Source organism: Pseudomonas sp. LP_7_YM (genome assembly GCF_004364435.1).
Taxonomy (GTDB): domain Bacteria; phylum Pseudomonadota; class Gammaproteobacteria; order Pseudomonadales; family Pseudomonadaceae; genus Aquipseudomonas.
The window spans coordinates 11724-31245 of record NZ_SOCT01000007.1 but is presented as its reverse complement, the minus strand read 5'-3'; the positions used below and the strand labels follow the sequence as shown (position 1 = coordinate 31245).

Below are 19522 nucleotides of genomic sequence, written 5' to 3'. Positions count from 1 at the left end.
CGACCGGTGGGCAGTGAGCTTGCTCACGAACAGGTCCGCCCATTCGGATCAGATGCAGTGGCTGGCCATCGGTTTTCGTTTCTTCGGGCACAAAAAAGCAGCCCGTAGGCTGCTTCTTCCTGCATGGGAGACCGGATTAAACCAGTTTTTCCTTGATGCGAGCTGCTTTACCGGACAGGTCACGCAGGTAGTACAGTTTGGCCTTGCGAACGTCACCGCGACGTTTCACAGCCATGCTATCGATCTGCGGGCTGTAAGTCTGGAAAGTCCGTTCCACGCCAACACCGTTGGAGATTTTACGAACAGTGAAAGCACTGTTCACACCACGGTTGCGCTTGGCGATAACGACGCCTTCGAACGCTTGCAGACGCGAACGGTCGCCTTCCTTCACTTTCACCTGAACGACAACGGTGTCGCCCGGGGCAAAGGGAGGGATCTCTTTAGTCATCTGCTCTGCTTCGAGTGCAAGAATGATTTTGTTGGTCATGCTGTGCTCCTAAGGTAAATCGATCGGATTTACCATCGATACGTTAACTATCGTCCCGCTCGCGGAGGTATTCCGCCAGCAGCTTCTTCTCTTCTCCAGAAAGCGAGCGGCTTTCCAGAAGATCGACGCGTCGTTCATAGGTCCGCCCAAGGGACTGCTGTAAACGCCAACGCCGGATGTGTGCGTGATTGCCACTTAGCAACACGTCGGGAACACGCTGATCCGCATACACCTCCGGTCGGGTGTAATGCGGGCAATCCAGCAGACCATCCGTGAAGGAATCTTCCTCCGCGGAATCCACATGCCCTAAAGCTCCAGGCAGCAGTCGCGTAACCGCATCTATCAGGACCATGGCAGGCAATTCACCGCCAGACAACACATAGTCACCAATCGACCACTCTTCATCGACATGAGCCTCAATAAAACGCTCGTCAATGCCTTCATAACGACCGGCAATCAGGATGAGTGCTTCTTCCTGCGCCAGTTCGCGTACCGCAGGCTGATCCAGCTTGCGGCCTTGTGGCGACAGGTAAATCACCTTCGCCGCTTCCCCTGCTGCCTGCCTGGCCTGAACCAGTGCATCTTCCAGAGGCTTGATCTTCATCACCATCCCAGGGCCACCGCCAAACGGGCGATCGTCCACGGTGTGATGCCGATCCGTGGTGTAGTCCCGCGGATTCCAACAAGTCAGCTGCAACAGCCCTTGCTTCACCGCACGGCTGGTAATGCCGTATTCGCTGATGGCGGAAAACATCTCGGGAAACAGACTGATGACCTCTATGCGCAGGCTAGCCATTGCTTAGAAATCCGCGTCCCAATCCACCTTCATCTCGCCTGCAACCAGATCGACGGCCAACACGCATTGCTCTGTATAGGGCAACAGGCGTTCGCGATCATCCAGACTGCCTGCGCAGGGCTTGACCACCATTACATCGTTTGAGCCGGTTTCAAGAAGATGATCGATTGTCCCGAGCAATTGCCCCAGATGATCGATGACCTTCAGACCCACAAGCTGGTACCAGTAGTACTCGCCGTCGGTCAGATCAGGAAGCATATTGCGCGGCACACAGATCTCATAACCGGCCAGAAGACGAGCTTCTTCTCGGTCATCGAGACCCTTGAGCTTCGCGACCAGGAACTTGTCATTCCCGCGCCCGCTGATCAGCTCAACCTGCTTAACATTGCCTTCGCGCTTGAGCGTCCAGGTTTTGTACTGCAACAGGTTTTCAGTCGGATCAGTAAAGGAATACACCTTCACTTCGCCGCGAACGCCATGTACAGAGTAAATTTTGCCAATAACGATCAAGTCATCAGCAATGGCTGGCGTCGCGTTCATATTGCTCAGGCCGCAGCCTTGGCAGATTCCTTCAACAGCGAAGCAACACGCTCAGAAGGTTGTGCACCAACGCTCAGCCAGTGGGCCAGACGCTCTTGGTTCACGGACAGACGGATTTCTTGACCACGGGCAACCGGGTTGAAGAAACCGATTTGTTCCTTGTGCGAACCGTCGCGTGGATTACGGCTGTCGGTCACAGTCAGGTGGTAGAACGGGCGCTTTTTGGAGCCGCCAAGGGCAAGACGGATTGTTAGCATTGAACAAAGTTCCTGTAGTCGGTGCTGCAAATCTTAAGATGCACAGCGGGCATGGGTGCCCGAAAGGCCGCGTATTCTAAGGAATATCCGGACTTTTGCAAATGACTTTTTCCGGCCGAAGCCGCAATGCCGTCAAGATTTGCCAAGGAGCCGTCGACATCGACGACCATTAAGCGCCTGCCGAAGCAGGCCAGTGGGAAGGTTTTCCCAAAGAACGACGCGCGGGACCAAGTCCCGCGCGTTGCAAATCACATTTTGGGCATGCCGCCACCGGGTAGCATGCCGCCCATCCCGCGCATCATTTTGGCCATGCCGCCTTTGGTCGAGAACTTCTTCATCATCTTCTGCATCTGCTTGTGTTGCTTGATCAGACGCCCGATATCCTGGACCTGAGTGCCGGAACCCATGGAAATACGGCGCTTGCGCGAACCGCTGATCAGCTCAGGGTCACGGCGTTCGGCCGGGGTCATCGAGTTGATGATGGCTTCCATCTGCTTGAACTGCTTTTCTGCGGCGCTCTGCGCGTTACCCATCTGCGACAGGTTGACGCCACCGATGCTCGGCAGTTTATCCATGAGGCCGCCGAGGCCGCCCATGCTCTTCATCTGCTGCAGCTGATCACGGAAGTCTTCGAGGTCGAAGCCCTTGCCCTTCTTCAGCTTCTTGGCCAGTTTGTCGGCCTTGTCCTTGTCCAGGGTCTGCTCGGCCTGCTCGATCAGACTGAGCACATCACCCATACCGAGGATGCGCGAAGCGATACGGTCAGGATGGAACGGCTCCAGCGCCTCGCTCTTTTCACCCATACCGATGAACTTGATCGGCTTGCCGGTGATGGCACGGACCGACAACGCGGCGCCGCCACGGGCGTCGCCGTCGACCTTGGTCAGGATCACCCCGGTCAATGGAAGTGCATCACCAAAGGCCTTGGCCGTATTGGCGGCATCCTGACCGGTCATGGCGTCGACCACGAACAGGGTTTCCGCCGGCTTGACCGCTGCGTGCAGCGCCTGGATCTCGCCCATCATCTCGGCGTCGATATGCAGACGGCCAGCGGTATCGAGGATCACCACGTCAATGAACTTGAGCTTGGCCTCTTTAATGGCCGCTTCTGCAATGTCCACCGGCTTCTGGCTGATGTCGGACGGGAAGAATGTCACGCCGATGTCGTTGGCCAGGGTTTCCAGCTGCTTGATTGCCGCAGGACGGTAGACGTCGGCAGACACCACCATCACGCTTTTCTTTTTGCGTTCCTTGAGGAATTTCGCCAGCTTGCCCGCAGTGGTGGTTTTACCCGCACCCTGCAGACCGGCCATCAGGATGACTGCAGGCGGCGTGACGTTGAGGGTCAGCTCTTCGTTGGCGGCCCCCATCATCTCTTCAAGTTCGGCCTGGACGATCTTCACGAACGCCTGGCCCGGCGTCAGGCTGCGCGACACCTCGGTGCCGACGGCGCGCTCCTTGATGCGATTGACGAAGTCTTTAACAACCGGCAAGGCGACGTCGGCTTCGAGCAGCGCCATACGCACTTCACGCAGAGTGTCCTTGATGTTGTCCTCGGTCAGCTTGGCTTTGCCGGTGACCTGGCGCAGCGTCTGCGAGAGACGGTCTGTCAGATTTTCAAACATGCGTGATCCTTTGAGTTCGTGACGAACCCCAGTTGGTGCGGTGCTGTTGCATACATGCCCTCTTCCACGGCGCTTGAAGGCGCTACATATATAGAGGAGAACAGCACTCGGCGAGCCTGTGGCTTGAGCAGGCCGCAGATTATAGCGAAGACTCCGGCGCACGGACACCACGACGTCTGCTTCTGTGGTCTTTCGTGCAATGTCGGTTCTATGCCAAACTCAGCGGCTTTCGGGCACGCCCAACAGGATCTATGTTCCCCTTGTCACCGAGTTTGCTATTCAGCCTCGCCGCCGCCGTGCTCTACGCCGCTGCGACCCTCTATCAAGGCACGCGCCTGCGTCAGGGCAAAAGGGCCGATAAGTGGCTGCTGTGCCTGATCGGCACCCTGGCCGTCGCCTGTCAGGCCAGTGCCCTGTTCGGTCAGCTGGTACGCCCGATCGGCCTGGGTCTGGACTTCTTCAGTGCCGCCAGCCTGATCGCCGTGGCGGTGATCATCGTGACCATGCTGGCGTGCATCCGCCTTCCGGTGGAAATCCTGCTGATTCTGCTGTTTCCGCTTGGGCTGTTGACGACCTTGATGGCGGAGTTTGCGCCCAGCGGCACCCTTCAGCCCATCCTCGGCGAGCATGGCCTGATCGGCCACATCCTGCTGTCGATCCTGGCTTACGGTATGTTCACCATCGCCGTGTTCCAGGCATTGCTGCTGCTGTTGCAGAACCACCAGCTGAAGAACAAACATCCCTCAGGGCTGATTAAAAACTTCCCGCCACTGCAAACCATGGAAAGCCTGCTCTTCGGCTTCCTCTGGGCGGGCTGGACCCTGTTGTCGATGTCGTTGATTTCCGGCTGGCTGTTCGTCGAGAACCTGTTCGCCCAGCATCTGGTGCACAAGACGCTGCTGTCGATCCTCGCCTGGATTGTCTTCGGCGTGCTGTTGTGGGGCCGAACCCGATTGGGCTGGCGCGGCCACAAGGCGATCCGTTGGACGTTGGGCGGATTCCTGCTGCTGATGCTGGCCTATTTTGGCAGCAAGCTGGTACGCGAATACATCCTGCACATCTGACGAGCGCTGATCATGGATAACTTGCCTGCTGGCACGATGCTCGCGCTCCTGGCCCTGCTCACCCTGTGGTCCGGGCTGTTCACCGCCGTGGAAGCGGCTCATCACAACCTGCGCGCAGTGCATGTCAACCCGCGTTCGAGCGAACCGCCCAAACCTGCGCTGGCGTTCAATCTCAACAGCCTCATTCTCGGCAATACGTTGCTCAAGGTCCTGATCACGATCCTGGCAACGCTGCTGGCCATGGGGCAGTGGTATTTTCATGGCCCGCTGATCGCCTGGATAGCGGTCGCCAGCGCACTGGTGATCGTCACCGAATTCATCCCACGCAAACTCGCTGCGCGCCGCCCTGAAGCCATTGTGCTGCTGGGCAATAACGTACTGCGCATCCCCATGCGCCTGTTGCGGCCTGTGACCTGGGTCTACAAGAACATCGCCAAGCTGCTATTGCGTCCGTTTTTGTCCAGGCGCCGACCGGACACTGCCGAGGATGACGACGACAGGGTTCCCGCCATCTATCAGGACAATGAAAGCCAGTTTGGCCGCTTCCGGGTCGTTTCCGGGATTCATGCGCTCGACAGCATGACGGTCAACGACATCCTCGTGCCGCGCAGTGAAGTGGATGGCATCAATCTGGACGAGACCATCGAGGAGATCGCCGATAAGCTGATCATCTCGCGCCATACGCGCCTGCCGGTCTATCACAACGATATCAATCAGGTCGAAGGGGTACTCAACACCCGCATGATCAGCCACCTGCTGCCACGCGGGCAGTTGACCAAGGAAGCGCTAAAGGCGGCCTGCTACGATCCTTACTTCGTCCCGGAAAGCACCTCGCTGCAGTTACAGCTGCTCAACTTCCACAAGCAACAGCGGCGCATGGGCGTGGTGGTCGATGAATACGGTGAGGTGCAAGGCATCATCAGCCTGGAAGACATTCTGGAAGAGATCGTCGGTGAGTTCGAAAGTGAGCAATCCCTAGACAACCCGCACATTCATCCGCAGCCCGATGGGCGCCTGGTGGTCGACGGCGCGGCCTCCATCCGCGACCTCAACAAGACACTGGGCTGGCATCTGCCTGCCGACGGCCCCAAGACCCTGAACGGCTTGGTTACCGAAGCGCTGGAGACCATTCCCGACAGCTCGGTATGCCTGAAGATCGGGCCGTATCGTCTGGAAACGCTGGAAACCGAAGACAATCGCGTCACGCGCGTGCTGATGTGGCAGAACACAAGGACCAAAGACGTGATTTAAAAGGCATCGCCAGCTTTAAACACTTGTTTGCGCGCTGGCGCCCTTCCTATAATCGAGTCGCTTACCCAGCCCCGCCGCCCTGCGTGCTACCCGCACAATGCGAGAGTCGGCCAGTCACTCAGCCTGACATTTTCAAACGACTTTCCTGGCGCCCGCTCTCATCCCGAGCCCTGCCATCGCCCGCATCCGGGCTGACCTGTTCAGCGCTGCAACCACAATAATTAACGATTGCCCCAGTGCGCGCAGGCCGTTTCGTCTCCCGCTGACAGGCAAGAGACTGCCAGGGATAACCGCATGACCAGCACCTCCACGCTCCCCGCAAGCGACGAGCGCCAGGCACCTCGCGCAAACTCCACTGCCCGCGTCGCCACTGCGAGTTTTATCGGTACCGCCATCGAGTTCTACGACTTCTATGTCTACGCCACGGCCGCTGCGCTGGTAATCGGGCCGGTGTTCTTTCCCCAGACCTCCAGCACCGCACAGATGCTGTCGGCGTTTCTTACGTTCGGCATTGCCTTTCTGGCTCGCCCTCTCGGTTCGGCATTGTTCGGCCACTTTGGCGATCGTATTGGTCGTAAATCCACATTGGTCGCCTCGCTGTTGCTGATGGGCGTCTGCACCACCCTAATTGGCGTCCTACCGGGCTATGAAGCCATCGGCCCTTGGGCGCCGATCCTGCTGTGCATTTTGCGTTTCGGTCAGGGGCTCGGACTGGGCGGCGAATGGGGTGGCGCGGCGCTACTGGCCACCGAGAACGCACCGAAGGACAAGCGCGCCTGGTTTGGTATGTTCCCGCAACTCGGCCCATCGATCGGGTTTCTGGTGGCAAACGGACTGTTTCTGACACTGGCGATGACATTGAATGACGAGCAATTCCGCGCCTGGGGCTGGCGGATCCCGTTCCTGCTCAGTGCCGTGCTGGTGGTCATCGGCCTGTATGTGCGACTGAAGCTTGAAGAAACGCCAATTTTCGCCCAGGCCATCGCCCGCCATGAGCGTCTGAAAATGCCGATTGTCGAACTGTTCGCGCAGTATTGGGCGCCGATGCTGCTGGGTGCGGCCTCGATGGTGGTGTGTTACGCGCTGTTTTACATCTCGACCGTGTTCTCCCTGAGTTACGGGGTCAAGACACTGGGCTACAGCCGTGAATCCTTTCTCGCCATGTTGTGCTTCGCCGTGCTGTTCATGGCGCTGGCGACACCACTGTCGGCATGGGCAAGCGATCGATTCGGACGCAAACCGGTGCTGATCATTGGTGGGCTGCTGGCGGTCCTTTCAGGCTTTCTGATGGAGCCGCTGCTGACCCACGGCACGAGTTGGGCGGTGACGCTGTTTCTGTCTATCGAGCTGTTTTTGATGGGGGTGACCTTTGCCCCGATGGGCGCCATGCTGCCCGAGCTGTTTCCGACCCGTGTGCGCTACACGGGCGCCTCGGCGGCTTATAACATCGGTGGCATCGTAGGCGCTTCGGTGGCGCCATTCTTCGCTCAGCAGCTGGTGGAAATGGGCGGATTGAGCTGGGTCGGCGGGTATGTGTCGGCGGCGGCATTGTTGAGCCTGATTGCCGTGCTGTGCCTGAAGGAAACACGAAATGCCGATCTGGATACGATTGCCTGAGCAGATTTCCAGGCAACGCGGATCATCTGTGGAAGAGGGAGTGGCCTCCAAAGCCTCGTATCAGAAACAAAAACGGCGCCTCTGAGGGGCGCCGTTTTTCGTTGCGGATGAGCTTACAGCTGCACCTTTACCGCCATCGAAGCGCGGGTTGCCTTGCGGCGAGCGTTTTCGATGGATTCGTCACGCGCCAGGGCGACGCCCATGCGACGCTGCCCGTTGACTTCAGGTTTGCCGAACAGACGCAGTGCAGTGTCCGGCTCGCTCAGGGCCTGCTCCAGGTTGGCAAAGGCAGTCTGGCTCGACTTGCCTTCCACCAGAATGACCGCCGAAGCTGACGGGCCGAACTGACGGATCAACGGAATCGGCAGGCCCAGAATGGCGCGGGCGTGCAGCGCGAACTGCGACAGGTCCTGGGAAATCAGAGTCACAAGGCCCGTGTCATGTGGACGCGGCGACACCTCACTGAACCAGACCTGATCACCCTTGATAAACAGTTCTACGCCAAACAGACCACGACCACCCAGCGCTTCGGTCACAGCCCTGGCAACGCGTTCGGACTCAGCCAGTGCAACCGGGCTCATGGCCTGAGGCTGCCAGGATTCCTGATAGTCACCTTTCTCCTGGCGATGGCCGACAGGCGCGCAGAACGTGGTGCCACCGATATGGCGCACCGTCAGCAGGGTGATTTCATAGTCGAAGTCGATGAAGCCTTCGATGATCACCCGACCTTTGCCGGCACGACCGCCTTCCTGTGCGTAATTCCAGGCTTTCTGAACATCGGCCTCGGTCTTGAGCAGGCTCTGGCCTTTGCCCGAGGAACTCATCACCGGCTTGACCACGCATGGGAAGCCCAGGTCTTCGACAGCTTTTTTGTAGTCTTCAAAGGTGTCGGCGAAGTGATACGGCGAGGTCGGCAGGTCCAGCTCTTCGGCGGCCAGACGACGAATGCCTTCGCGGTTCATGGTCAACTGCGTGGCGCGCGCGGTCGGGATCACAGTGAAGCCTTCGGACTCCAGTTCCACCAGGGTGGCGGTGGCGATGGCTTCGATTTCCGGGACGATGTAATGCGGCTTCTCGGCCTCGATCACGGCACGCAGCGCGGCGCCGTCGAGCATGTTGACCACATGGCTGCGGTGTGCGACCTGCATCGCCGGAGCGTCGGCGTAACGGTCGACGGCAATCACTTCAACGCCCAGACGTTGCAGTTCGATCACCACTTCCTTGCCAAGCTCGCCGCAACCACAGAGCAAAACGCGGGTCGCGGTCGGCGACAGTGGAGTTCCGATTTGAGTCATCTCAGGTCCTCGTGGAGCAGATGTCGAGGGCAGCTCGCCATGTGCGAGCAACCGCAGGGGAGAAAGGCGCGCAATTTACCATGAAGGTGGGGCTGGGGTGACCCAGCGATCAATGCGAAATCGGTTCAACACCCTTCGGGGCATCCCTGAAGATCGATCTCAACGTTGCTCACCCTCGCGGACTTCCCATAGCTCACTTCTACAGGGTGAGCCGGGCGTCAGCGCTTACCGAGGCCCCGCTACCGAAAACATCACGCCGCTGGCCCGCGCGCGTTCGTCGCACACCGCCAGCACCGCGCGTCGCTGCTCGTTACTCATGCGGCTCCAGCCGGTGATTTCTGCGACGGTGCGCTGACAGCCGGTGCAGATGTCCGCCTCATTCAAGGCGCAGATGCTCACACAGGGTGAGCGCACGGGCTTTTCTTGAATTGGTTGTTCGGCGGACATCAATCTTCCTGAAGCGCGAGATCGCGCGCGTAACGTTGAGCGTTGTGAACGTAATGAGCAGCGCTGGCTTCGAGCAACTTCTTCTGCGCGTCGGTCAGTTCGCGCACGATCTTTCCCGGTGAACCCATGACCAATGAACCATCGGGAATCACCTTGCCCTCAGCGATCAATGAATTGGCGCCAATGATGCAATATTTGCCGATCTTCGCGCCGTTGAGAATGACCGAATTGATACCGATCAGGCTGTTGTCGTCGACGCTGCAGCCATGAAGCATGACGTTGTGCCCGATGGTGACGTTTTTGCCGATGGTCAGCGGCGAACCCATGTCGGTGTGCATCACCGTGCCATCCTGCACGTTGCTGTTCTCGCCGATGTCGATCAGCTCGTTATCGCCGCGCAGCACCGCACCAAACCAGACGCTGGCATTGGCCTGCAGGCGAACATTGCCGATCAAGGTGGCGGTGGGTGCTATCCAACTTTGCGGATGCGCTTGGACGCGGGCATTGCCCAGACGGTATTTCATATTGTTTTTCCTCAAAGGTCGGCTCTGCGGCCACAGGTCGAGTTCAGGCTCACGGTTGGGTGAAAGGCTGGCTCAGGGTTTGAGCCTCAATATGCTTGAATGCTCGGGCGGGTGGTGCAGGCTGATGTTGCTGTCGAACAGCACGTTCATCAACTCGACGATCATGATGGCGGTCAGGCCCCAGATCCGGAACTCGCCGAAGCGGTAACTGGGCACATACCAACTGCGGCCCTGGTAATCGATGCGGTGCGTATGTTCGCGTACGTCCTGCCGGAAAAACTCCAGCGGGACGCTGAATACCGCAGCAATTTCGCCATCGTTGGCGGTGTATTCGACGAAATCAGGGACCACGCCGACGTAAGGCGTCACGCGCAGACCATGCTTGGACATCTGCGGACTGAGCGGCCCGACAATTTCGACGAGGCCCGGCGGCAGGCCGATTTCCTCCTCGGCCTCGCGTAGGGCGGTGAACACCAGATCAGGGTCTTCAGGGTCGCGTCGCCCGCCGGGGAACGCCACCTCGCCGCCATGGGTCGACAGGCCGCTGGCGCGCAGGGTCAGTATCAGTTCCGGTTCGGCGCTGCGAGTGATGGGCACCAGCACAGCCGCCTCGGGGAAGCGTTTATCGGTCTCCAGAGTGCCCGGCGTATGGCTGCTTATACGGCGAAGTAGCTCGTCCAGCATGGTGATTCTCGATCTGTTGCCTGTCCGGCATCATGCACCAAAGTAACGAGAGCCCCAACCCCTGGCCTGGGCTGCGCACGAAAAGTCGGCGAGCGAAGGCCAGGCAAGGCAAAAACAGGCGCGGAACGGTCGGAGTCGCGTTCGACTCTACGTGTTGTAAATGGGCATTCGGAGCCTGTTATTAACGCAGCATCACGAGCGCAGCCACTTTTGTACAGAGCCCAGCCCTCAAGCACCCGAAGCAAGACATCGCTTGCCGACCCTACACGCGGCGCGCCAAGATAGCCGCTGACTTCAGGAACCCGATTCGATCATGAAATTCTGCAGCCATTGCGGCGAACAGGTCGTCCAGCGCATCCCCGAGGGCGACAGCCGCCTGCGTTATGTGTGCGAGCACTGCCACACCATTCACTATCAGAACCCCAACATCGTCGCGGGCGTGCTGCCGGTGTGGGAGGGCAAGGTGCTGTTGTGCCGCCGCGCCATCGAGCCGCGCCTGGGTTATTGGACGCTGCCGGCAGGTTTCATGGAGAACGGTGAGAGCGTCGAGCAGGCGGCCCGCCGTGAAACCGTCGAAGAGGCCTGCGCGACGCTCGAAGACCTGCATCTGTACGCGATGATCGACGTGCCACACATCAATCAGGTGCATATCTTCTACCGCGCCAACCTGGCCAGCGCCGACTTTGCTGCCGGGGTCGAGAGCCTTGAGGTGAGGTTGTTCGAGGAGGCCGATATTCCCTGGTCGGAGCTGGCCTTCAACACGGTCAGGCGCACTCTGGAATGCTTTTTCGCAGATCGGCTGCATCAAGAATTCCCTGTGCATACCGATTGCCTAGGTGTCGTACCCCCTCTCAAAACCACTTGATCAGATGACCACGCGCGATCGATGCGCAGGCTTCAGGGATACCGTTGAAAATGCGTTTGTTGCTCGCTGTGCTATGTCTGTCGTTCATTCCGCTGTCGCAGGCCGCGTTCACGCAGACCATCGTGCCCAAAGGCAGCGAGCAGAAGTTCGTCGACGGCAAAGTGGTGGACACTCAGGATATCTCCAGGCGCACCATCGACAAGATTCTCGTGCTCAAGTCGGCGCATCAGTTGCAACTGATGAGCAATGGCGAAGCGCTGAAAACCTACCGCATCTCGCTGGGCAAAGCGCCTAGAGGTGCCAAGCTGCAAGAAGGCGACCAGCGCACACCAGAAGGTTTCTACTGGCTTGACTACCGCAAGACCAGCGAGGCCTACAATCTGTCGCTGCACGTTTCCTACCCCAACATCTCCGACGCAGCCCGTGCTCGCCGAGAGGGTGTCAAACCCGGCAGCATGATCATGATCCACGGCACGCCCGTCGATGAGAATTACCCGGAGTGGTACTTCCAGACGCTGGACTGGACCAACGGCTGTATCGCCATGAAGAACAGCGATATTCGGGAAGTCTGGGACCTGGTCAAGGATGGTACGATGATCGAGATTCGGCCGTAGGCCCCAACCAGTTAGATACCATTCATCTCTCTCAAGAACCGCGCCCCTGGCCCCACCCGGAAGGCGCAAGCGCACGCTTGTCCACGAACTGAGGAAAGCGGTCTACACAACGTTTCCATGTCTGGCGCCCCTCTGAGCGTCAGTACGCTGCGACTAAAAAACCTCCGCTTAATCCCCCCCTTGACGTGGTATGCAAGTGGTATTATTTTCGGCCACATGCGCCGAAAAACAAACAACACTGACTTCGGACCCCATTCATGAATTCGATCCTTGCCCTGCGCCCCGATGACGGTCAACCAACGCCGCTGTACCTGCAACTGGCGCGCAATCTGGAAGCAGCAATTCACGCAGGCCAGTGGAAGGCCGACCAGGCGCTGCCGTCCGAGCGCAGTCTCAGTGAAACCCTGAATATTTCCCGAGTAACTGCCCGCAAAGCGCTGGAGATTCTGCTGGAACAGGGCCTGATCCGGCGCAGCCAAGGTTCTGGAACATTTATTACGCCGCGCCTTGAACAACCTCTGTCACGTCTGTCGAGCTTCAGCGAAATGCTGCGTTTGAAGGGCCTCACGCCCAGCTCCCAGTGGCTGGAGCGCACCATTACCCTGCCGACCCACGAAGAGTTGCTCCGACTGAGCCTCTCGCCCACTGATAAGGTCGCTAGGCTCAAGCGTCTGCGCAAGGCCGACGATGTCGTCATGGCCATTGAATTCAGTGCCCTGCCAGCGGCCCTGCTGCCCGAACCCGACGCCATCGGCGATTCGCTGTATGCGCACCTCGACTCCATCGGGCGGCCGGTCGTTCGCGCCCTGCAGCATATCCGCGCGATCAATGCGTCGGCGGAAATGGCGACGCTGGTGGGCGTCCCTGCTGGCACGGCGATGCTGCTGATGACGCGTATCGGCTATCTGGCCGACAACACGCCCATCGAACTGACCGACACCTATTGCCGCGACGATTACTACGATTTCGTCGCAGAGCTTCGCAGGTAAAGAGCTTCGCCGAAAAACGTATCCACCGAACACATGGAGCCTGCATGGCTGACTTCAACATCCTCACCCCCGACGGCTGGGTTCGCGGCCAGTTGCAGCACCGTGACGGTCGGGTAACGCGCGTTCAGGGCACTTCCTGCGACCCGCAGGACAACGACCTGCCCTACCTGCTGCCCGGCTTTATCGACCTGCATGTACACGGCGGCGGCGGCAGCGACATCATGGAGGGCGCCGAAGGCTTTGCCACCATCGCCCGCACCCATCTGCGCTTTGGCACAACATCAATGCTGGCCACGACCATGACAGCGCCCGCAGCCGAGATTCATCGGATACTCGAGCAACTGGGTGGCTACTGTCAGCACCGAGCGCCGGGCACCGCGCGCGTACTGGGCGTGCATCTGGAAGGGCCTTACATCAATCCCGGCAAACTCGGCGCGCAACCCAACCACGCGCACGCCGCCCTGCTCGGCGAGGTCGAAGACTACCTGCGGCTCGCGCCGATCAGGGTCATCACCATCGCACCGGAAATCGCCGGTCATGCCGAATTGATCAGGGCGCTGTCGTCGCATGGGGTGCGCCTGCAGATCGGCCACACGCTGGGCAGCTATGAAGAAGGCGTCAAAGCCCTCCAGGCCGGCGCCACCAGCTTCACCCACCTGTATAACGCCATGAGCCCGCTGCACCACCGCGAGCCCGGCATCGTCGGTGCCGCGCTGGCCCATGCGCAATATGCCGAACTGATTCCCGACCTGCTGCACGTGCACCCCGGCGCGATACGCGTGGCCCTGCGCTCGATTCCCTGCCTGTATTGCGTCACCGATTCCACCGCGGCCACTGGCATGCCCGATGGTCAATACAAGCTCGGCAGCCATACGGTCACCAAATGCCTGGGCGGGGTACGTCTGGCCGACGGCACCCTGGCTGGCAGCACACTGACGATGGATCAGGCGCTGCGTAATCTGGTGAAGATTGGCCTGTCGCTGGCCGATGCTTCACGGCGCTTGTCGCAATTTCCTGCGGAGTATCTTGGTATCCAAGAGCGCGGTCGGCTGCGGGAAGGCAGCTGGGCCGACGCCGTGTACCTGGACCGCGACCTGAAAATCACCGCCGTCATGGTCGAAGGAGAAACCCTTGAACTCAAAAATGCTTGATGAAGCCCTCGCCTCAGCGGATGCGGTTCGGCGTCAGCTCGATGCACTGGAGCCGCGCTTGATCGACATTGCGCGGCGCCTGCGCGAGTCTGCACCACAGGTGATCGTGTCCGTGGCCAGAGGCAGTTCCGATCATGCCGCCAGTTACTTCGCCTATCTGGCCATGCAGCTTACAGGCGTGCCGGTGGCGTCGCTGCCAATGTCGGTGGTGACCCTGCATCACTCGCCGATGCGGGTTAAGGGCCAGCCCGCCATTGCGTTCTCGCAGTCGGGTCAAAGCCCTGATCTGGTGGACAGCCTGCGCAAACTGCGCGAGCGCGGCGCACTGAGCATCGCCATGGTCAATGTCCCCGGGTCGCCCCTCGAACAGGCCTGTGAGTACACCCTCCCCCTGAGCGCCGGCCCGGAATTGAGCGTCGCGGCCACCAAAAGCTTCATTGCCACGCTGAGCGCCAGCGCCCGTCTGGTGGCGCATTGGCGGCAGGATGCGCCACTGCTGCAGGCGGGCCTGACGCTGCCCGAACGCCTGCACGAAGCGGCACGCCAGGATTGGTCGGTGGCCATCGAGGCGCTGCGCGATTGTCAGCGGTTGATGGTGATCGGTCGCGGCACCGGCTTTGCCATCGCCCAGGAAGCGGCGCTCAAGTTCAAGGAAACCTCGGCCATCCAGGCCGAAGCATTCAGCAGTGCGGAAGTTCGGCATGGCCCGATGGCGTTGGTGGACGAGCAGTATCCGTTGCTGATTTTCGCTACCCGCGGCGCTGAGCAGGCCAGCTTGCTTGCCCTTGCTGCCGACATGCGTCAACGCGGCGCCAGGGTATTGCTGGCCGCCCCCAAAGACATCGCCGAGCGCGACTTGACGCTGACCATCGCCGACCATCCGGCGCTCGACCCGATTCTTGCCATTCAGAGCTTCTACGTGATGGCAGCGGGCCTGGCGCAAGCGCGGGGGCTGGATCCGGATCTGCCACGGCACCTGAGCAAAGTCACCAAAACCGGCTGACTGCCGCTGCTTCGAATAAGCCTGCAAGGACAATGTCATGCATAACAATAAACAAATGACGTTCAACGCCCCGTTCAGCGGAGCCGTACTCGAACTGGCCAGCGTTCCCGACCCGGTCTTCGCCGGTGGCACCATGGGCGACGGACTGGCGATAGACCCGCTGGACGATGTGCTGCACGCCCCGTTCGCCGGGGTGGTCATCAACGTTGCGCGCACCCGCCATGCAGTCAACCTGCGGGCCGACAACGGCAGCGAATGGCTGCTGCATGTGGGCATCGACACCGTGGGCCTTGATGGCGAGGGTTTCGAGGCCCTGGTAAAGGACGGTCAAAGGGTGACAGAGGGCCAGCCCCTGTTGCGCTTCGAGCTGGACAAGGTCGCACGCAACAGCCGCAGTCTGGTCAGCCCATTGATTCTGCTCAACAGCGACCGGTTCAGCCTGGCATCCGTTCGCGGGTCAGCCTCGGGGCCGGGCCCGGTGAACGTGGGTGAGCCTTTGCTGACGGTCAACGCGATCAAGCAAGCCGCTGTAGATAACCTCGGCACAGACCTGCGCGCCAAGGAGTCTCGAGGCACCATTCGCGTGGCGCACAACGGGGGCCTGCATGCGCGCCCCGCCGCCCTGCTGCGTCAGACTGCACGGCGGTTTGCCAGCCACGCCGATGTGCATTTCGCCGGCGCCAGCGCCTCGACCGATAGCGTCACCGCCCTGATGGGGCTGGGCGTTGCCGAACAGGACGAAGTGGAAGTGGTATGCCTGGGCCATGACAGCGACGTCGCGTTGCAGGCGCTGCTCAAGGCATTGTCAACGCCTTCGCCGGACGAGAAACCTCAAGCGGCCCACATCACGCCACGCACCGGCACCGCTGCAGGGATTGAGAATGGCGTACTGTCGGGCGTCACCGCCTCGCCCGGTCTGGCCAGCGGTCCGCTGTTCCGTCTTGGCACCGTCGAAATGGATGATGACCTGGGCGGCCATTGCGCTGACGAACAGCGTCAGATTCTCAGCGAGGCGCTGAAGCAGGTACGTGCAGACATCAGCACGTCTGTGAATCACTACCATTGCGAGCAAGGCGCGATTTTTGCCACGCATCTGGCCATGCTCGAAGACCCTGCCCTGCTTGACGCTGCTTACCATGCCATCGATCAGGGCAGCAGCGCGGCGCACGCCTGGAGTGAGGCAGTGCTGGTTCAGTGCACGATGCTGGAAAAACTGGGCAACCCATTACTGGCCGAGCGCGCCAACGATCTGCGCGACCTGCGCCAGCGTTTGCTGTTGGCCCTGCTCGGAGATGCCCGTGACGTGGAAGTCCCGGCGGGCGCCATAGTCGTCGCCCGCGAACTGACGCCGTCCGATCTGTTGATGCTAGCCCAACGCGGCATCGGCGGGATTTGCATGGCCGAAGGCGGCGCCACGTCTCACCTCGCCATCCTGGCCCGCAGCAAGGGCCTGCCCTGTCTGGTGGCACTGGGCGCTGCTGTGCTTGATGCCGCCGTGAACCAGGAAGTGGTGCTGGACGCCGATCACGCACGCCTTGAACTCAAGCCTGACGCCGCCCGCTTGGCGGAAATTCAGACCCTTCGCACCCTACGTTTCGAGCAGCGTCAACGCCAGCAGCAACACGCTCATTTGGCCGCATTGACCAAAGACGGGGTGAGCATCGATATCGCCGCCAACGTCGCCTCCCGCGCTGATGCCGAAAATGCGCAACTCAATGGCGCGGACGGCGTGGGGCTGCTGCGCACCGAGTTTCTCTTCGTCGACCGCAGCACTGCACCCACCGAAGACGAGCAGCTTTTGGCCTATCAATCGGTGCTCGACGCGATGCCGGAGAAACCGGTGATCATCCGTACCATCGACGTTGGTGGCGACAAACAACTCGATTACCTGCCATTGCCTGCCGAGGCCAACCCGGTGCTGGGCCTGCGCGGTATTCGCCTGGGCCAGGCACGCCCTGAGTTGCTCGACCAGCAACTGCGGGCACTGCTCCGGGTCAAGCCGCTGGCACGCTGCCGCATCCTGTTGCCGATGATCACCGAAGTGGGCGAGCTGCTGGCAGTGCGGGCGCGAATCGACGAATTGGCGCAACAAGCAGGGATCACCGAACGCCCGCAACTGGGCGTCATGATCGAAGTGCCCTCGGCGGCTCTGCTGGCTGGGCAGTTGGCTGAGCACGCGGACTTTCTCTCCATCGGCACCAACGATCTCGCTCAATACACCCTGGCCATGGACCGCGACCATGCCGGGCTTGCCGACCGCGTTGACGCACTGCATCCCGCCCTCCTGTGCCTGATTGGCATGACCTGCAGCGCCGCTGAGAGCCGGGGTCGCTGGGTTGGCGTCTGCGGCGCGCTGGCGTCGGATCCATTGGCCACCGCCGCCTTGATCGGCCTGGGTGTGCGTGAATTGTCGGTCAGCCCTCCTCAAGTGGCGCAGATCAAGGCACAGGTGCGCGAACTGGACACTCGCCAATGTCAGGCCCTGGCTAAACAACTGCTGGAACTGAGCAGCGCCGAAGCGGCCCGCATGGCCTGCCGCACCTTTGGCGAGCAAATCCTGAAGACGGGCGTTGATGCTGCACAGAGCGCGTGATGCCTGAATAACAAGAACCAGAACCTCAAGGAGAGACGCCGTGTACCAACACTTCATCGAAGGGTTACAGCGACTGGGCCGGGCGTTGATGCTGCCCATTGCGATTCTGCCCATCGCAGGCCTGCTGCTGCGTCTGGGTGACACCGATCTGCTGAACATCGCCATCGTCCACTCGGCGGGCAATGCCATCTTCAGCAACCTGGCGCTGATCTTCGCCATCGGCATCGCAGTAGGTTTCGCCCGCGATAACAACGGCACTGCCGGGCTGGCAGGGGCGATTGGCTACTTGGTGATGACCTCAACGCTCAAAGTGCTCGACCCGCACATCGATATGGGCATGCTCGCCGGGATCATCGCGGGACTGCTGGGCGGCGCGATGTACAACCGCTTCAAGGAGATCGCACTGCCCGAGTATCTGGCGTTTTTCGGCGGCCGGCGATTCGTGCCGATCGTAACCGGGCTGTCGGCAGTGGTACTGGGCTTGTTATTCGGCCTTGTCTGGCCGCCAGTGCAGCAAGGCATCAATACGCTGGGCCAGCTGATGCTGGAAAGCGGCAGCATCGGCGCGTTCTTCTTCGGCGTGATGAACCGCTTGCTGATCATCACCGGCCTGCATCACATCCTCAACAACCTGGTGTGGTTCGTCTTCGGCAGCTTCACCGATCCGGAAACCGGACGTGTCGTGACGGGCGACTTGGCGCGTTATTTTGCCGGTGATCCCAACGCAGGCCAGTTCATGACCGGAATGTTCCCGATGATGATCTTCGGACTGCCCGCCGCATGCTTGGCGATGTACCGCAATGCGCTGCCGGAACAACGCAAACTTATTGGCGGGATCCTGTTGTCGATGGCCCTGACCTCGGCGCTGACGGGGGTCACCGAACCCATCGAGTTCGCCTTCATGTTCCTCGCCCCGTTGCTGTATGTGCTGCACGCCCTGCTGACGGGCCTGTCCATGGCACTGGCCAACCTGCTGAACATCCATCTGGGCTTCACCTTTTCCGGCGGGGCCATCGACATGGCGCTGGGCTGGGGCAAGTCTACCCATGGCTGGTGGGTATTTCCGTTGGGCCTGGCCTACGCGCTGGTTTACTACGTGGTCTTCGACCAGTGCATCAAGCGTTTCAATCTGAAAACGCCGGGACGTGAACAGGTTGTGGTGAGCGCTGCGCAGGTTGCCCAAAGCGATCGGGCGGGCGCATACATTCAGGCACTGGGCGGCGCTGACAATCTACTGAGCATCGATGCCTGCACCACACGCCTGCGTCTGCAACTGGCCGATCGCAGCAAGGCGCAGGATGCCGCATTGAAAACACTGGGCGCATTGGCAATCGTGCGTCCCGGCAACGCTGGCAGCCTGCAGGTGGTGGTAGGACCATTGGCCGATGGGCTGGCCGATGAGTTACGCAATGCCCTGCCCCATGCGAACAAAGCCCCAGTAAGCAATGTAGGAAAAGAGCCTTATCAGCCCGTCGGCGTCGCGCAAGCCGCGCAATGGTTCGAGGCGCTGGGTGGCCGCGGTGTGGTGGATGTGGAATGTGTGGCCTTGACGCGCTTGCGGGTGCAATTGAAGAACGGCCAGTCACTGGCAACGAGCCGCCTGGACGCGCTGGGCGCACAAGGGGTCAGAAGCCTGGGCAACGGTGTCTGGCATGTCCTGGTGGGAGAACGCGCACAAGGGTTGGGTGAGGCACTGCGCGGCATGCTCAAACCCAGCTGA

At 60.4% G+C, this 19522-nt stretch carries 19 protein-coding genes; 10 read left to right on the top strand and 9 right to left on the bottom strand.

Annotated elements, in window-relative coordinates; all coding sequences use genetic code 11:
• Nucleotides 1-136 precede the first annotated feature (136 nt).
• From rplS to ffh, 5 genes are all read right to left on the bottom strand, one after another.
• Nucleotides 137-487: a 50S ribosomal protein L19 gene (gene rplS / locus EC915_RS16940; protein ID WP_133751682.1), complete on the bottom strand. Its 351-nt coding sequence runs from the start codon at nt 485-487 to the stop codon at nt 137-139.
• A 43-nt stretch (nt 488-530) separates the two neighbouring features.
• Nucleotides 531-1283, bottom strand: a complete 753-nt coding sequence (gene trmD, locus EC915_RS16935) for a tRNA (guanosine(37)-N1)-methyltransferase TrmD (RefSeq protein WP_133751681.1) — start codon at nt 1281-1283, stop codon at nt 531-533.
• Nucleotides 1284-1286: 3 nt separating this feature from the next.
• Nucleotides 1287-1823: a ribosome maturation factor RimM gene (rimM, locus tag EC915_RS16930; RefSeq protein ID WP_133751680.1), complete on the bottom strand. Its 537-nt coding sequence runs from the start codon at nt 1821-1823 to the stop codon at nt 1287-1289.
• Nucleotides 1824-1828: 5 nt separating this feature from the next.
• Complete coding sequence (rpsP, locus tag EC915_RS16925; RefSeq protein ID WP_081565778.1) at nt 1829-2080, bottom strand: 30S ribosomal protein S16; 252 nt, start codon at nt 2078-2080, stop codon at nt 1829-1831.
• Nucleotides 2081-2328: 248 nt separating this feature from the next.
• Nucleotides 2329-3705, bottom strand: coding sequence for a signal recognition particle protein (gene ffh / locus EC915_RS16920; protein ID WP_133751679.1), 1377 nt, complete (start codon nt 3703-3705; stop codon nt 2329-2331).
• Nucleotides 3706-3956: 251 nt separating this feature from the next.
• Here ffh and EC915_RS16915 point away from each other — a divergent pair, with 251 nt between their 5' ends.
• From EC915_RS16915 to EC915_RS16905, 3 genes are all read left to right on the top strand, one after another.
• The gene (locus tag EC915_RS16915) at nt 3957-4769 is read left to right on the top strand and encodes an inner membrane protein YpjD (protein ID WP_133751678.1); all 813 of its coding nucleotides are present in this window, start codon (nt 3957-3959) and stop codon (nt 4767-4769) included.
• A 12-nt stretch (nt 4770-4781) separates the two neighbouring features.
• A complete protein-coding gene (locus EC915_RS16910; RefSeq protein WP_133751677.1) occupies nt 4782-6020 on the top strand; it encodes a CNNM domain-containing protein in 1239 nt (412 codons plus the stop codon).
• Between the two features lie 294 nt (nt 6021-6314).
• A complete protein-coding gene (locus EC915_RS16905) occupies nt 6315-7637 on the top strand; it encodes an MFS transporter (RefSeq protein ID WP_133751676.1) in 1323 nt (440 codons plus the stop codon).
• A 113-nt stretch (nt 7638-7750) separates the two neighbouring features.
• Here the strand turns inward: EC915_RS16905 and purT are convergent, their stop codons facing one another.
• The 4 genes from purT to EC915_RS16885 all read right to left on the bottom strand — a co-directional run bounded on the left by purT (nt 7751) and on the right by EC915_RS16885 (nt 10587).
• Nucleotides 7751-8932, bottom strand: a complete 1182-nt coding sequence (gene purT, locus EC915_RS16900; RefSeq protein ID WP_133751675.1) for a formate-dependent phosphoribosylglycinamide formyltransferase — start codon at nt 8930-8932, stop codon at nt 7751-7753.
• Nucleotides 8933-9157: 225 nt separating this feature from the next.
• Entirely contained in the window at nt 9158-9379 is a 222-nt protein-coding gene (locus EC915_RS16895; protein WP_133751674.1) for a DUF1289 domain-containing protein, read from the bottom strand.
• Nucleotides 9379-9903, bottom strand: a complete 525-nt coding sequence (locus EC915_RS16890; RefSeq protein ID WP_133751673.1) for a gamma carbonic anhydrase family protein — start codon at nt 9901-9903, stop codon at nt 9379-9381. The genes EC915_RS16895 and EC915_RS16890 overlap by 1 nt, the downstream gene beginning before the upstream one ends.
• Nucleotides 9904-9975: 72 nt before the next feature.
• Entirely contained in the window at nt 9976-10587 is a 612-nt protein-coding gene (locus EC915_RS16885; RefSeq protein WP_133751672.1) for a CoA pyrophosphatase, read from the bottom strand.
• 313 nt (nt 10588-10900) lie between these two features.
• On the opposite strand from EC915_RS16885, the gene EC915_RS16880 reads away from it, so the two are divergent.
• The 7 genes from EC915_RS16880 to EC915_RS16850 all read left to right on the top strand — a co-directional run bounded on the left by EC915_RS16880 (nt 10901) and on the right by EC915_RS16850 (nt 19522).
• Nucleotides 10901-11452 (top strand): NUDIX hydrolase, encoded by a 552-nt coding sequence (locus EC915_RS16880; RefSeq protein ID WP_133751671.1) that lies wholly within the window; start codon nt 10901-10903, stop codon nt 11450-11452.
• A gap of 50 nt (nt 11453-11502) precedes the next feature.
• Nucleotides 11503-12066: a murein L,D-transpeptidase family protein gene (locus EC915_RS16875; RefSeq protein WP_133751670.1), complete on the top strand. Its 564-nt coding sequence runs from the start codon at nt 11503-11505 to the stop codon at nt 12064-12066.
• A 257-nt stretch (nt 12067-12323) separates the two neighbouring features.
• Nucleotides 12324-13055 (top strand): GntR family transcriptional regulator, encoded by a 732-nt coding sequence (locus EC915_RS16870; RefSeq protein ID WP_133751669.1) that lies wholly within the window; start codon nt 12324-12326, stop codon nt 13053-13055.
• Nucleotides 13056-13099: 44 nt separating this feature from the next.
• A complete protein-coding gene (gene nagA, locus EC915_RS16865; RefSeq protein WP_133751668.1) occupies nt 13100-14206 on the top strand; it encodes an N-acetylglucosamine-6-phosphate deacetylase in 1107 nt (368 codons plus the stop codon).
• Nucleotides 14199-15209, top strand: a complete 1011-nt coding sequence (locus EC915_RS16860; RefSeq protein ID WP_133751857.1) for an SIS domain-containing protein — start codon at nt 14199-14201, stop codon at nt 15207-15209. Before nagA ends, EC915_RS16860 begins: the two co-directional genes overlap by 8 nt.
• A 37-nt stretch (nt 15210-15246) precedes the next feature.
• A complete protein-coding gene (ptsP, locus tag EC915_RS16855) occupies nt 15247-17802 on the top strand; it encodes a phosphoenolpyruvate--protein phosphotransferase (RefSeq protein WP_133751667.1) in 2556 nt (851 codons plus the stop codon).
• 88 nt (nt 17803-17890) lie between these two features.
• The gene (locus EC915_RS16850) at nt 17891-19522 is read left to right on the top strand and encodes a PTS transporter subunit EIIC (RefSeq protein ID WP_372237916.1); all 1632 of its coding nucleotides are present in this window, start codon (nt 17891-17893) and stop codon (nt 19520-19522) included.